This is a genomic window from Polaromonas sp. P1_F4 (genome assembly GCF_056405675.1).
Genome location: NZ_JBFUBP010000016.1, coordinates 84,656 through 97,602, shown reverse-complemented (window position 1 = coordinate 97,602; position 12,947 = coordinate 84,656). Strand labels below are relative to the sequence as shown.

Here is a 12,947-nt window from a genome sequence, read left to right as displayed (position 1 = left end):
ACTTAGGCTCGCTCTCCTCTGATCGCAGGTGCTTCTTCACGGTGTTGCGAGCCAGGCCTGTACGCCTTGAGATCTCGCGGATGGACATCTGATCCCGCAATGCCCAACGTCTGATGACATTCAATGTCGCCACGTCTATCACTCCTAATTTCCCCCTGCTTTTAAAACAAGCAGAGTAGTGCCTACGTGGGTCAGTTTTGGATGGAAATTACTGCGCTAAGTGGATCAGATTTCGACGGAATTCAACATCCCAAGATAAATCCATCATTGAAGAGGTAGAGCAGTACATACGTGATGCTGGGAAGTTGCTGGGGAAATCATGACTCCTGAAAGCTCATCCGCAGAACTTCTGAAGTTTGCAATACAAGCCGCCATTGTTGGAGTCGGCTGGTGGGTGGTAAACCGCATGGCAATCAGCCGAGAAAGAGACAAATCTCGACGGGAGATGATCACAAAAAATGTTGATTCATTGACAGACTTTGCAGACAAAATCTTCGAGATGGGCCGCGACTATCACTTTTCAGTGGAGCGTGATCAGAAAAACGAGATCAAACTGAAGATAGCGCTTCAGGATTTCTCTTATCGTGTAGGTCGATTGGAGCTACTCACTGGTGATCCGACAAGCATCGCCCAACATCGCGAGTCAGTGGTGCGATTCCGGCGCTCTATCACAGAGCACCACTTCGAGGACGAGTTTTTTGGTCCGCTTGATACGTCCTCTCCCGTCAGTCAAGACATGGCCTCTAGCGTAATTTCAATGAAACAATGCTTGCAGGATTTAAAGCATCTGCAATTCCCAGCACCGTCGCCTTCATGGGTCTCGAAATTGGGAAACTTGTTCGCAAACTAGCGCAACATGCACGTCCTATTTGCAAGTCTCCTAACTCGTTGACAGGCATGCGTATGTGTAGGTCAGGCGAAGCCAGCCTCACCCCTGCAACACAGACAAAAGCCATTCCTCAAAGCGCCGGATGTTGCGCTGCACCCGCCTCTCAGGCGGATAGGTAAGAAAGTAGCCATTACCGCTGTCGACTTCGATATCGAAGGGCGTCACCACCTTCCGCGAGGCAATCAGGTCAGTGAACAAAGCGGCGTCTGCAATGGCAACACCCAGGCCGCGCTCTGCGCTTTGGACGCACATGTCTACCGTGTCAAACAGCTGCTCACGCGCGTCCTGCCCCGTTCCACACAGATGGCACACAAGCCATGAATAAAAAGGTACACGTTCCACCTGTGTAACCACCGCCCAAAGACAACCAAAGACGACTCGTCCAACGCCGCCAACACTGGCAAGATCAGCACAAGGCCAGCGGGGCAACAAAAACCAGACTTCCACGCCCCGGCTGCCGTGAAGCCAATGGAATACGGCGCACCGCCAAACGGCCGCGCCGCAATCCCCGCTACCTCGCAAAGAAGGTCTTCACGAAGACCTCCCCAAAGCGAATGCGGGGCAGATTCCGTAAGCCAAATATTAGGTAGAAGCCCCACTCCCGCCCTCTTCTTCCCACCCGGTACTCAAGGGAAAATCACTGATATTGTTGTTGCCCGCACCCCGCCCCGCTCACAGAAGAATCCGCTCTCAATGACGCCCACCACGCCAGCAGCCCCCGAAGGCGCCGCTCGATGACCCCACGCGAGACCTGGATCAGCGTGCAGCTGGCCCGCACGTTTATGCAAAATGCGCGGCCTACGCTGCATGCGGCCGTGCTGATCATTCTGGTGGTGGTGGCAATGCTGCATGGGCGTGTGGCGCCATGGGACTTGTGGGTATGGACCCTGGCCACCTGCTCCATGACGCTGCTGCGTTATGCCATCCTGCATGCTTACCGCCACCGCCTGGCGGAGGCCGACGGGGTGGCGCTGCGGGAGTTCATGTCGCTCCTTGGATGGGCCTGGCCCTTGAGCGCGGTGGTCTGGGGCTCGCTGATGTTTGTGGTGTACCGCCAGGCCCCCATTGAAGACCAGCTGGTGTGCATCATGATCCTGGGGGGCATCGCGGTGGTCGCGGTGGCTTCGGGCCCGCCGAGCTTGCGTACCGTCTCAGCGTACTGCAACGGCTTGAGTGCCTCGGTGCTGGCGGCCCTGGCCTGGCGAGTAGACCTGACGGGGGGCGTGCCTTCGGTGCTCGACACCGGCGCCGAGATGGGGGTGGTGCTGGTTTTCCTGTGGGTGGCCCATGTGACGGGCCGGCGCATGTACCGGGCCCAGCACATGAGCCTGGAGCGGCAGTTCGACCGCCAGGAACTGATCAAGGCTCTGGAGGAGCGAAAACAGGCCCTGGCGGAGGCGGAGGCCGTGCGGAGCAGCTTTATTGCCAGCGCCGCGCATGAGCTGCGCCACCCCGTGCAGGCGCTGGGCCCGTATGCCGACTGGCTGACCAAAGAGCCGGAGTTCGCGGCGCAGATTGCGCGCAAGATTGGCGATTCGACACGCAAGATTGACGAGCTGTTTGAATCGCTGTTCAGCCTGGCGGGGCTGGAACCGGCTTCGCTGAGCGTGCACCTGCAGCCGGTAGACCTTGGCGCGCTGGTCCACACGCTGGCCGAAGAGCACACGCCGCAGGCGCGCGAAAAAGGCTTGCGCCTGCGCACCCGAACCGCCGCGGGACGGGCGGTGTCAGACCCTGTGCTGCTCACGCGGCTGGTGAGTTGCCTGTTGTCCAATGCCTTGCGCAACACGCATGGCGGCGGTGTGTTGCTGGCCGCGCGGCCGCGCCGGGGCAAGTGGCGCATAGAGCTGTGGGACACAGGCACGGGCGTTGCGCGTGAACGCCAGCAGACTTTCTCTGAAGGCATCCCGCAGCAGGGCATGGCCGAGGGCTTCGGGCTGGAACTGGCGGTCGTCTACCGCCTGAGCCAGCTGCTGCGGCACCCCGTGGGCATGACGGACCGCCGGGGACGTGGCAGCGTCTTCTGGGTGGAGCTGCCCCGATACGAAGAGGTTGAGAAAAACGCAAATGCCCCCCACGGGCCTGTACCTGGGCCTGTAATTGGGCCTACACCTCCACCGCAGGCAACGCCTTCCGCAACCGCCCGGGCGAAACACCATACAGCTGTTGAAAGTGCCGGATGAAGTGCGAGGCATCGGCAAAGCCGCATTCGTAGGCGATGGTGCTCACCGGTGAATCGGTTGAGGTCAGCAGCCACCGGCCGTATTTCAGCCGGGAGTTGCGGTAAAACCCTGAAGGGGAAGCGCCCGTTTCTGCGAGAAAAACCCTTTCAAGTTGCCGGCTGCTGGAATCCACAATTTTGGCGATGACGGAAATTTCAAGCGGCGTGGTGATGTTCTTTTCCATCAGCACAATGGCCTGGCGGAGCTTGTCGTTGTCGGCACAGGCATAACCCAGCGCGCGCCGGCGCGCGACGTGCGAGATGGCGGATTTGCGGGTTACCGTCATCTGGTGCACAACCTTGGCGGCGCGGTCCGGCCCGCAATGCAGGCGAATCAGCTCAGTGGCCAGCTCGATGATGGAGATACCGCCCGCGCAGGTGATCCGGTCACCATCAAAGATGTAGTCGCAGTTGGTGGTGAAGGGTAGATCGGGAAAGGCTTCCTTCCAGTCATTGACATGGAAGGGATGAACACAGGCCATGCGGCCTTGCATGAACCCATGCCGCGCAAGCGCAAAGCTGCCGGTGCAAATGCCGATCAACGGCACACCGGCTTTTGCGGCGTGGTTCAGAAACTTCACACCTCGAGGGTCGGCCGTTTTCATGAAGGGCAGCAAGCCCCCGATCACCGCCACGTAATCAAAGTTGCAGTCCGACGAAGCCGCGGGCAGCGTGGCCACTTCGACGCCGCAGCTGGAGGCCACGGTCTCGCCGGCGGCGCTGAGCACCGCCCACGTGCAGCGAAGCTGCCGGCTCTGGTCGCCCAGGTCTGCGGCGTGGCGCAGCGCATCGCACAGCCCCGCCAGCGACAACAGGGGAAAACGCGGGCACAGAAAAATACCGACCCGCAGTTCCACACCGGTTTTGGGAGGCGTTTTGGCCTTGGCCGCGTCAAGCCGGTCCACCAGCTGGTTGCCCTCATCCTGTACGCCGGCCGTCCTGTTGGCCTTCGCGGGTGCACGCTTTGCGCGCTTTGCCGCCGCAGCTTTGGGCGCAGAAGCGCCCTTCGTAGGTAATTTTCCCGAATGTCGCATACGTTCAATTTACACGCCAAAGCTTCCTATGACAAGTTGACGGCGCTTCATACCATCCACCCCGTCAGTGAGAGTTTCGTTAAACCACCATCAGGAGTTTTCATGAAAAAAAAATTCGCCGCACGCCTCTTGTGCATGCTTCTCGCCGCGGGGGCGGTACTGCCGGCTGCCAACGCCCAGGCCTTGCAAACCGTTGAAAAAGACGCGTTGACGATCGCCTTCACCGGCGACATGCCGGGCACCGGCTACCAGGACGGCGCCATGATCGGCTACGACGGTGAGATCCTGCAGCGCGTGGCGGAAGCCGTCAAGCTCAAGGTCAAGCCCGCCCTCATGGAATGGTCGGGCACCATTGCTTCGGTGCAGGCCAAACGTGTCGACGTGATGGCCGGCACCATGGGCTGGACCGAGCAGCGTTCGAAGATCATGACCTTGAGCGACCCGATCCATTACTTCAAGAACGGCATTACCCAGTCGAGCAAAACCAACTGGTCGCACCTGAAGGACCTGGAAGGCAAAAAGGTCGGCACGATCACCGGTTTTTCGTTCATTCCCGAGCTTCGCAAAATCACCGGCCTGCAACTGACGATGTATGACACATCCGACGCGGCAGTGCGCGACCTGCTGGCCGGCCGTATTGACGCCGTCATCGGCGACCCGCCCGTGATGCAGTACGCCATTTCGCGCAACCCGCAGTGGAAGCTCAAGTTCAACGCCTTTGTTGACAACAACCCGGACTACCCCCTGCTCACCGGGCTGGGCCAGGTGGTGTTTGGCCTGAACAAGGACAACCCGGAACTCGCCAAGGCCGTGAACGCGGAAATCGCCAAGCTCTGGCAGAGCTGTGAACTCAAAAAGATTGGCGGCAAATATGGCCTGGTGCAGGACGTCTGGTATGTGCCCGTGGGCCAGAACTTCCGCGCCGGTGTAGATCGCCCCGCCGACTGGAAACTGCCGTCCTGCAAGTAAGCCCTTCGAAGCATGGATACAGGCGAACGCGTGTTTTTCTCATGCGTTCGTCTGCGTCAAAAAACTGAATCCAATGAACAACACCCTGTTAAGAGTCGACGGGCTGAAAAAAAGCTACGGCCCGCTCGAAGTGCTCAAGGGAATTTCCTTTGACCTGCGTAAAGGCGAAACCCTTTCGCTGATCGGGCCCAGCGGCTCCGGAAAGTCGACCTGCCTGCGCTGCCTGAATTTTCTGGAGCAGCCGGGCGAAGGCGCCATCGTGCTTGACGGTGAACGGATAGGCCAGGTGCCAACCCGGCACGGCGGGTTCCGCTTTATGAATGACCGCGAACTTGCACCGCAGCGCCGCGAGATCGGCATGGTGTTCCAGTTGTTTTATTTGTGGCCGCACCTGAACGTTCGCGACAACGTGGCCCTGGGCTCCATCAAGGCCGGCGGAATGTCGAAACCCGAAGCCTATGAGCTGGCCGACGCCATGCTGGAGAAGGTTCACCTTTCCAGCAAGGCGAATGAATACCCGGAGCGTTTGTCCGGGGGGCAACAGCAGCGCGTGGCCATTGCCAGGGCCCTGGCCCAGCAACCCAAGCTCATTCTTTTTGACGAGCCAACCTCTGCGCTTGACCCGGAGCTGGTCGGCGAGGTGCTCACGGTGATTCGTGAGCTGGCCGAAGAGGGCCGCTCGATGATTCTGGTCACACACGAAATCCGCTTTGCCAGGGACGTGGCAGACCGCGTGATCTTCATGGACGGCGGCCACATTGTTGAGCAGGGCCCCGCTGTCGATGTCATCAACAACCCCCAGCTGGAACGCACCCGCAGCTTTCTGGGCCAGGTGGCGGACAACCCGAGGCTGGCCAGGTGATGGAACAGCTGGGAATTTTCGGGGGCATCCTCGCCGTGCTGATGGGTGGCGCGGTCACCGCCGCGGTAGTGGCCCTGGGTGCTTTCGTCATTGCGCTGGCGGGCGGAATGCTGCTGGCGGTGACGGTCACTTTCGCGCGCTTTCGTTTGCTGAAGCTGGCCATTGCCACCTACATCGAATGGATGCGCAACGTTCCGGCATTGGCCCACCTCTTCGTGATCTATTTCGGGCTGGCGGCTGTGGGCATACGGCTCTCGCCGCTGGTGGCGGCAATTTTGGGCCTGGGGCTGGTTGGCGCAGCGGTGTTGTGCGACGTGTTTGTCGCCGGGCTCAAGTGCCTTCATGCCGGGCAGCGCGAGGCCGCCCTTTCCGTCGGAATGACACCGCGGCAGGCGCTGATTCACATTCTTCTTCCACAAATGCTGCGGGTGACCTGGCCATCCCTCGGCAACTACACCAGCCAGCTGCTCAAAGACACATCCATCGCTTCTGCGATTGCCGCGCCGGAAATCATGTTTTTTGCCAGGAACCTGGTGACCTCCACCTTTGAAACCACCCTGATCTATCTTGCCGCCATGCTGTTGTATGCGGCCATGGTGCTGCCGGTCAGTTGGGGATTTGCCAAGGCCGAAAGCCGCATGGAGAACAAGCGATGAACAGCTTTTTTGCAGTCTTCCTGCAATACTGGCCCGAGTGGGCTCCCCGCCTTGCCGAGGCGGCCAAGGTAACGGCAAAGCTGTCGTCTGCGGGCTTTGTGATGGCTCTGGTTCTGGGAGCAGCCCTGGTGACCATGATCCGCAGCGGCCGGCCGGCCCTGCGTTTTGCCGCGAACTTTTTCATCCAGTTCGTGCGCACCGTGCCCTTGCTCGCGCTGCTGCTGGCGCTCCACTTTGCGTTGCCGCCGCTCGGGCTTACGCTGCCAGGCTTCTGGGCCGGGGTGATCGGGCTGGGCCTGCACGGCGCGGCCTATGTTGCCGAGATTTTGCGCGGAGGCCTGCAGTCAATTCATCGCGGGCAGCGCGAAGCAGCGCTGGCCGTTGGCCTGGCGCCGCACCGGGTGTTTATGCATGTGGTGTTTCCCCAGGCGCTGCGCGTCATGCTGCCTCCGCTGCTGAACACCTATGTGGCGCTGTTAAAAGACAGCTCACTGTGCGCACTGATCGCCACGGACGAGCTGATGCTGACGGCGCGGGCCATGTCCAGCGAGTTCTTCCTGCCCCTGCACATATTCCTGCTGGTGGGCGCCTTCTACTTTGCCATTGCTTTCCCCTTGTCAATGCTTTCGCGGGCGCTGGAAAAGCGCCTCTCGCGCGGCCGGCGGGTCATGGGTGCTGCATGACCGACACCGCCCATACCTCCCATATCTCCAACACCCCGCTTGCCTACGCTTCCATGGAGCAGACGCTCGAGGCTCTGGCCAGCGGAGAGACCAACAGCGAAGCGCTGGTCGAAACCCAGCTCTCACGCATAGACGCCTTTGACGCCAAGCTGCACGCCTATGTAGACCTCTATGCAGATGAAGCCTTGCAGGCCGCCCGCGGCCTGGACAAGCTCAGGCAGGCCGGCTTCACGGTCGGCTCGCTGCATGGTGTGACCATTGCCGTCAAAGACCTTTTTGAAATTAAAGGCCATGCCATCACCGCGGGTTCCAGATCGCTCCCGCCGCGGACCTCCACCATCACGGCGACGGTGGTCGACCGATTGAGGGCAGCCGGCGCCATCGTGCTGGGGAAAACACACACGGTGGAATTTGCCTTTGGCGGCTGGGGAACCAATACTTCCATGGGCACACCCTGGAACCCCTGGGACCTTGAAACCCACCGTGTGCCCGGCGGCTCCAGCAGCGGCTCGGCCGTGGCGGTTTCGGCGGGCATGGCCAGCGCAGCGCTGGGCACGGACACCGGCGGCTCTGTTCGCATTCCGGCCGGGCTCTGCGGGCTGGTGGGGCTGAAAACGACACATGGTCTGATCAGCCGCTACGGCCTGATCGACCTGTGCCCCACGCATGACACGGTGGGGCCCATCACACGGACCGTGAAGGATTGCGCAACGCTGCTGGACGTGCTGGCGGGGCCTGACCCGCAGGACGCGGCATCCCGCTTTTCGCCCTCGCGTTCGGTTTCAAAAGAGATTGAAAAAGATGTCAGGGGAATGCGGGTCTGGACCCTGCCAAAAGCTGAACGCGAAGACGTGGACCCGGAAGTGCTGAAGGCTTATGACAGGTCGCTTTCCGTGTTCACCGGGCTTGGCATGACGCTGGTGGACAAGCCGCTTCCGCAAAGCCTGGCGCAATCCATGCGCATTGCAGGCAGCCTGATGAGTGCCGAAGGTTATGCCAATCTCGGCACGCTTTTCGAGCGCAATGAGCTGGAGTTTGACCCGAACATCAAGCGGCGGATCATGCTGGGCCGGGACATCGGGGCCGCCCAGTACATCAGCCTGCTGCGCGACCGCGAGTCTGCGAAAGCCGCGATGCTGGACGCCATGGACGGCGTGGATGTTTGTGTATTTCCGACCAACGCCATTACCGCCATTCCCGTCAGCGAGGTCGACGAACTGGCCACGCCGCTGTCAAGGTTCGGCCGCTTTGTGAACCTGCTGGATCTGTGCTCGGTCGCCATACCGGCAGGGCTGTCTGACGGCGGACTTCCGGTTTCGATTCAAGTGATCGGGCGGCCCTTCGCCGAGCCCACGATATTGCGCGCAGCGTTTGCGTTTGAGAAGGCAACGCCGTGGAACCGCTTGTATCCCGCAGGCCTTGAGCTGGAGCGCTGAAGGGCGGCACTGCAGCCTGGCGGGCCGCCGTCGGTTTTCGCCTACAAAAATCAGCGCCAGCCTCGCTGGAGTTCGCTTTGCGCCTTGCTGAAAATGCACTGATCATGCCCAGCACTGCGGCTCACCTTCCCGACAGCACGTCCCCGGCAGCCGCAACGTCGCTGTGGCCGCGCATCCGCCGCTGGGTGTTTCCTGCGCTGGGCATCGTCGTCCTGGGCTTGCTGATTTCCCATGCCCACAAGGTGGACTGGGAAGGCGCCTGGCAGACGCTGCGGCGCTACTCGCCTCTTTTGCTGCTTGCCGTGCTGGGCCTGGCCACGGCCAGCCATGCGCTGTATGGCTGCTTTGACCTGATAGGCCGGCAGCACACGCGCCACAAGCTGCCGCGCCTGCAGACCTGGGCCATTGCGGTCACCAGCTATGCCTTTAACCTGAACCTGGGCTCGCTGGTCGGCGGGGTGGCGCTGCGGGCGCGGCTGTATGCGCGGGCCGGGCTGGACGAAGCCACCATTGCGCAGATCGTGGGCTTGAGCCTTGCGACCAACTGGCTGGGCTATGGGCTGGTGGCGGGGAGCCTCTTTGCCGCCGGCGCCATTGCGCCGCCCAGCCAGGCACACATTGGCGCCGCGGCGCTGCGCCTGCTGGGCGTGGTGATGGTGCTGATTGCACTGGGCTACGTGGTGGCGTGCGCGTTGGCGCGCGGGCACGTGTGGCGGGTGCGCGGGCGGCGGCTGAAGCTGCCTTCGGCGCAGCTGGCCCTGGTGCAGCTGGGCATTTCGGCCAGTAACTGGGCACTGATGGGCGCGGCCATGTATTTGCTGCTGGGCCAGCAAGTGCCCTACACCACGGTACTGGGCGTGCTGATGGCGGCATCCATCGTGGGGGTGATCATGCCGATCCCCGGCGGGCTGGGTGTGCTGGAGGCGGTCTACCTGGCGCTGCTGTCGGGCAGCGTGCGCCAGGGGGCGCTGATGGGCGCGGTGCTGGCCTACCGCGCGCTTTACTATCTGTTGCCGCTGGCGGGCGGGCTGGTGCTGTATGCGCTGCTGGAGCGGTATGCGTCAACCCATGCGGATGCCCATTAGCTGAAGTACCGCTTTGTGATCGACACGGCGAGCATGATGGTTGTTACCCCACGGATTGCTATCAATAACGTAGCTGCTTGCGCCCGGCCATAAAGGGCTGCAGGCCAAAGTAATGCCAAACCAGCCCGGCAAGACCACCGTGCGGCAGACCCGGCCAGGCGCCGCACGCACTACCTGAATATGCGGGAGCCGATCAGCACGCCCAGCTTTCGGTAGCTTTCCCACTGCGCTTCGTCAAAGAACTGGTCAAACGTGGTTTGCTGCGGGAACGATGGTTTTTTGGTCTGGTATTCAAACAGGTCAAGGGGCGCACCCTTGATCAAACGTGGCTTGAGCACCAGCAAAATACTTTCAGCCGGCTTGCCCGGCTGGCTGCTGGCATAGCGCACGCGGTAGAGCAGTGCGCACTTTTCGTCGAGTGGCGCCAGCGGGTCGGTTGCCGGGCGCAGTTCAGATTCGTCGCGGGCGAAATAAGGCGCCAGTGTGGCGGCATTGGGTGCAAGCCGTGGCACCGCGCTCGGCCCGACGCATTCAAACTCGGCACCGAAATCAATGCGTGCCAGGCGCATCAGATTGGCAAGGTCTTCAAAGCTGTAGTTCGGGTCTGCGCCGCAATCGCAGCAGACGATGAATTCCACCCGCCTGCGCAACAGCTCGAAGACACCGGTGTTCTCAAAGTGCCCGCCGTCGCTCAGGTACCAGTGCGAGCCGTCCGTGCCCAGGAAGCGGGCCCGCAATTCGCACTGCAGATAGCTCTGGTTGCGCCATAGAAAAAAAGGTGTTTTGGTGTCCTTTTTGCCGGAGTCCCACCACCAGCCCAGGCGTATGTTGGTGATGGTGAAAAGCATGGCCTGCCCCAGCGAGGTGCCGCGGCCCAGCCCTGTCGAAAATGCCGCGCCCGACACGCCCACCCATTGGCCGATGGACAGCTCGGGTGGCGCCCGCCTGGCGGCTTTGGCCTGCGTGCCCGCAAAATTGCCGGTCTTTGCATTCCAGAGCCTGCCGTCCACGGTGATGCCCGCGGGCGTGACAGCCAGCGGCAGGCCCTGCCTGTCCCGCTGTGTCAGCTGGTCGCCGGTGCCCGTGGTGGCATTGATGGTCACGTTGATGAGGTGGGCCGGACCCAGGTGGTCGTTCCGGTAGTAGGCCTCGCGCGTGAAGTCGTCGCTTGCATCGGCTTCGGTCACGTCCATCTTCGGGCGTTCCGATTCAAACCGTGCCTTGTTGGACGCACCCAGGTAGGCACGCGTGAGGCGCGCGCCGTACATCACCTGCAGGCTCGACAAATTGATGAACCCCAGAAAGTAGCCCGCCACCGCCACAGCCGTCAGGCAAAACACAATGGAGATGACGGGGTAGAAGTATTGCCAGACCCATGATGAGTCCGCGCCAAAACGGACCGTGGTGAACATGGATTCGATCATCAGCTGCCCGAGCCCCGGCAGCGGCGGCTGCATGCCAAACAGCAGGGCCGCGGCCGCGCAGTTCCAGGCCACGGCCAGCAGCAGGGCCAGCGCCAGCCCGACCGCGCCAAGCAGGGTGTTGAGCGGCAGCCTGCTGAGCAGGCCGTCTTTTCCGGGCTGGGCCAGCACCGGCGCAAACTGCTTCACCGCCGCCACAAGGGCCGCGACCACGCCGGCCACGCTGAAAACGGTCAGCGGTGTTGACTGGCTTGTCGCCAGCCAGAGATACAGCGTTTGCCCCGCGGTTTCAATCAGCGCCAGCACGGCAACGATGAATGCGTACGTCAATACCCTGGAGAGCCACCGTGTGATGCGGTTGCGAAACAGCCCGGGTGATTGCTGTGGAAGGTACTTCGCCACAAAAAACACGCCCAGAGAAAAAGCCAGGATGACATCGATCAGCACCAGCAGCAAAACAGGTACCGGAACAGCCTCAAGCAGTGACGCGGCGCCGGAAGCCGGCGGCACTACCCGGCTCCAGATGACACAGGCAGCCAGCACACCCGCGGCCAGCAAGCCGGCAGCCGCCAGCGCCGGGGCGGGAATGGCCGGCAGCGGCGCTTTTTTTGTGTTGCTGCCGGGAGGCGAGGTGTCCTGGTCGAGCCAGTAGGCCGCGCCGCACGGTATGACCGCAAGCACGAGCCAGATGCCCAGCACACCGAACCACGGGCTGAACCAGATGTCTCCACCCTTCAGCGGAGGCCTGGGCTGCATCATGGATTCCAGCGTAAGCCCCAGCGCATGAAACCACTCCCATGGAATCTGCAGGCTGCCGTAACGCAGGGCAAACATCAAAAGGAAAATGGTCAGCAAGGTCACGCCGATCACGTAATGCACCGCACAGAGGTTGCGGATGGCAATGGCGATGTCGTAGAGAAAATCACCGGTGTTGTTCGGTGCCAGGTAACGCCCGTTTTCACGCAGCCAGCGCAAGGGGCGGTCGGGCATCTGGGTGAGCGCGGTCTGGACCTTGCTCAGCCTGCCGGGCGGGTCGGTCGCGAGTGCTTCGTAGGCTTCGGTGGCCAGCACTTCGGGCGCGGGCGGCGCAAGAGGTGTTTGCGGCGAGTGGGGAGCGGGAGGCGTGAGGGGTTCCCGGGCGCGAAACAGGGCCGAGAAAAAACTGCCGGTGTACCCGCCTCCGCTGACGGTGGAAAGGAAGTCAAAGCGGGCGAGCAGCGGCCAGGGCTTTTGCCTGTCGTTGGCGCCGCATCCCGGGCCGCTTCCCGGGCCACTTTCTCCCGGCAGGTTGAACCCGGCTTTTGCCAGTGCCTGCAACACGCCAAGGCAAAAGGTGGCGCTGCGAATGCCCCCGCCGGACAAGGCCAGGCCCCACAACTCCCGGGGGGCCGTGCCACTGGCGTAAATAAAACCTCGCCGGAAATCAATGGCCTTGCGCTCTTCTTCTTGCGCCCGCTCCTGCGCTTGTTCCTGCGCCTGTTCCGGTGTGAGGGGGTTTCCAGTGCCTGGCTCGGTCATATCTCGCCTCCTTGGGCAAACAACACAGCTACCGCATGGGCTTTGAAGACGGCTCCGGCGTTGCCATGAAACGCGACGCCCTGCAAAGACTCAGGCGAGCTTAGGCAGGCGGTGCAGGAAAGACAAGGCCCTTATTCCCACAAATCGTATCGAAGCAACGCGCAGGGGGTGGC

The 12,947-nt window shown here is 61.8% G+C and carries 12 protein-coding genes; 8 read left to right on the top strand and 4 right to left on the bottom strand.

The genetic code is table 11. From position 1 onward, the window contains the following. Window positions 1-142, bottom strand: a 142-nt coding sequence (locus AC1DYQ_RS22395) for a winged helix-turn-helix transcriptional regulator (protein ID WP_477685834.1), incomplete at its 3' end; no start/stop codon positions are given. Window positions 143-319: 177 nt separating this feature from the next. Between AC1DYQ_RS22395 and AC1DYQ_RS22390 the strand changes: the two genes are divergently transcribed. Continuing rightward, window positions 320-850 (top strand): hypothetical protein, encoded by a 531-nt coding sequence (locus tag AC1DYQ_RS22390; RefSeq protein ID WP_477688646.1) that lies wholly within the window; start codon window positions 320-322, stop codon window positions 848-850. Window positions 851-928: 78 nt separating this feature from the next. Here the strand turns inward: AC1DYQ_RS22390 and AC1DYQ_RS22385 are convergent, their stop codons facing one another. After that, complete coding sequence (locus AC1DYQ_RS22385) at window positions 929-1,336, bottom strand: type 2 periplasmic-binding domain-containing protein (RefSeq protein WP_477688645.1); 408 nt, start codon at window positions 1,334-1,336, stop codon at window positions 929-931. Between the two features lie 287 nt (window positions 1,337-1,623). Here AC1DYQ_RS22385 and AC1DYQ_RS22380 point away from each other — a divergent pair, with 287 nt between their 5' ends. Then, entirely contained in the window at window positions 1,624-3,072 is a 1,449-nt protein-coding gene (locus AC1DYQ_RS22380) for a sensor histidine kinase (RefSeq protein WP_477688644.1), read from the top strand. On the opposite strand, the gene AC1DYQ_RS22375 is transcribed toward AC1DYQ_RS22380, so the two are convergent. Continuing rightward, window positions 2,996-4,144, bottom strand: coding sequence for a GlxA family transcriptional regulator (locus tag AC1DYQ_RS22375; protein WP_477688643.1), 1,149 nt, complete (start codon window positions 4,142-4,144; stop codon window positions 2,996-2,998). The two genes, AC1DYQ_RS22380 and AC1DYQ_RS22375, sit on opposite strands and share 77 nt — an antisense overlap. A 102-nt stretch (window positions 4,145-4,246) precedes the next feature. On the opposite strand from AC1DYQ_RS22375, the gene AC1DYQ_RS22370 reads away from it, so the two are divergent. From AC1DYQ_RS22370 to AC1DYQ_RS22345, 6 genes are all read left to right on the top strand, one after another. Continuing rightward, complete coding sequence (locus AC1DYQ_RS22370) at window positions 4,247-5,113, top strand: substrate-binding periplasmic protein (RefSeq protein WP_477688642.1); 867 nt, start codon at window positions 4,247-4,249, stop codon at window positions 5,111-5,113. A gap of 73 nt (window positions 5,114-5,186) precedes the next feature. Next, the gene (locus tag AC1DYQ_RS22365; protein WP_477688641.1) at window positions 5,187-5,975 is read left to right on the top strand and encodes an amino acid ABC transporter ATP-binding protein; all 789 of its coding nucleotides are present in this window, start codon (window positions 5,187-5,189) and stop codon (window positions 5,973-5,975) included. Then, complete coding sequence (locus tag AC1DYQ_RS22360; RefSeq protein WP_477688640.1) at window positions 5,975-6,631, top strand: amino acid ABC transporter permease; 657 nt, start codon at window positions 5,975-5,977, stop codon at window positions 6,629-6,631. Before AC1DYQ_RS22365 ends, AC1DYQ_RS22360 begins: the two co-directional genes overlap by 1 nt. Then, on the top strand, window positions 6,628-7,314 hold the full coding sequence (locus AC1DYQ_RS22355) for an amino acid ABC transporter permease (RefSeq protein ID WP_477688639.1): 687 nt from the start codon (window positions 6,628-6,630) through the stop codon (window positions 7,312-7,314). The genes AC1DYQ_RS22360 and AC1DYQ_RS22355 overlap by 4 nt, the downstream gene beginning before the upstream one ends. Then, window positions 7,311-8,750: an amidase gene (locus tag AC1DYQ_RS22350; protein WP_477688638.1), complete on the top strand. Its 1,440-nt coding sequence runs from the start codon at window positions 7,311-7,313 to the stop codon at window positions 8,748-8,750. Before AC1DYQ_RS22355 ends, AC1DYQ_RS22350 begins: the two co-directional genes overlap by 4 nt. A gap of 104 nt (window positions 8,751-8,854) precedes the next feature. Next, window positions 8,855-9,835, top strand: a complete 981-nt coding sequence (locus AC1DYQ_RS22345; RefSeq protein ID WP_477688637.1) for a lysylphosphatidylglycerol synthase domain-containing protein — start codon at window positions 8,855-8,857, stop codon at window positions 9,833-9,835. A 170-nt stretch (window positions 9,836-10,005) separates the two neighbouring features. Here AC1DYQ_RS22345 and AC1DYQ_RS22340 read toward each other — a convergent pair whose 3' ends face one another. Next, a complete protein-coding gene (locus tag AC1DYQ_RS22340; RefSeq protein WP_477688636.1) occupies window positions 10,006-12,774 on the bottom strand; it encodes a hypothetical protein in 2,769 nt (922 codons plus the stop codon). Window positions 12,775-12,947 lie beyond the last annotated feature (173 nt).

Excerpts from the sequence above, each read along its gene's own strand:
- AC1DYQ_RS22390 (WP_477688646.1), top strand. The coding sequence starts at position 320 with ATGACTCCTGAAAGCTCATCCGCAGAACTTCTGAAGTTTGCAATACAA.
- AC1DYQ_RS22380 (WP_477688644.1), top strand. The coding sequence starts at position 1,624 with ATGACCCCACGCGAGACCTGGATCAGCGTGCAGCTGGCCCGCACGTTT.
- AC1DYQ_RS22375 (WP_477688643.1), bottom strand. The coding sequence starts at position 4,144 with ATGCGACATTCGGGAAAATTACCTACGAAGGGCGCTTCTGCGCCCAAA.
- AC1DYQ_RS22370 (WP_477688642.1), top strand. The coding sequence starts at position 4,247 with ATGAAAAAAAAATTCGCCGCACGCCTCTTGTGCATGCTTCTCGCCGCG.
- AC1DYQ_RS22365 (WP_477688641.1), top strand. The coding sequence starts at position 5,187 with ATGAACAACACCCTGTTAAGAGTCGACGGGCTGAAAAAAAGCTACGGC.
- AC1DYQ_RS22360 (WP_477688640.1), top strand. The coding sequence starts at position 5,975 with ATGGAACAGCTGGGAATTTTCGGGGGCATCCTCGCCGTGCTGATGGGT.
- AC1DYQ_RS22355 (WP_477688639.1), top strand. The coding sequence starts at position 6,628 with ATGAACAGCTTTTTTGCAGTCTTCCTGCAATACTGGCCCGAGTGGGCT.
- AC1DYQ_RS22350 (WP_477688638.1), top strand. The coding sequence starts at position 7,311 with ATGACCGACACCGCCCATACCTCCCATATCTCCAACACCCCGCTTGCC.
- AC1DYQ_RS22345 (WP_477688637.1), top strand. The coding sequence starts at position 8,855 with ATGCCCAGCACTGCGGCTCACCTTCCCGACAGCACGTCCCCGGCAGCC.
- AC1DYQ_RS22340 (WP_477688636.1), bottom strand. The coding sequence starts at position 12,774 with ATGACCGAGCCAGGCACTGGAAACCCCCTCACACCGGAACAGGCGCAG.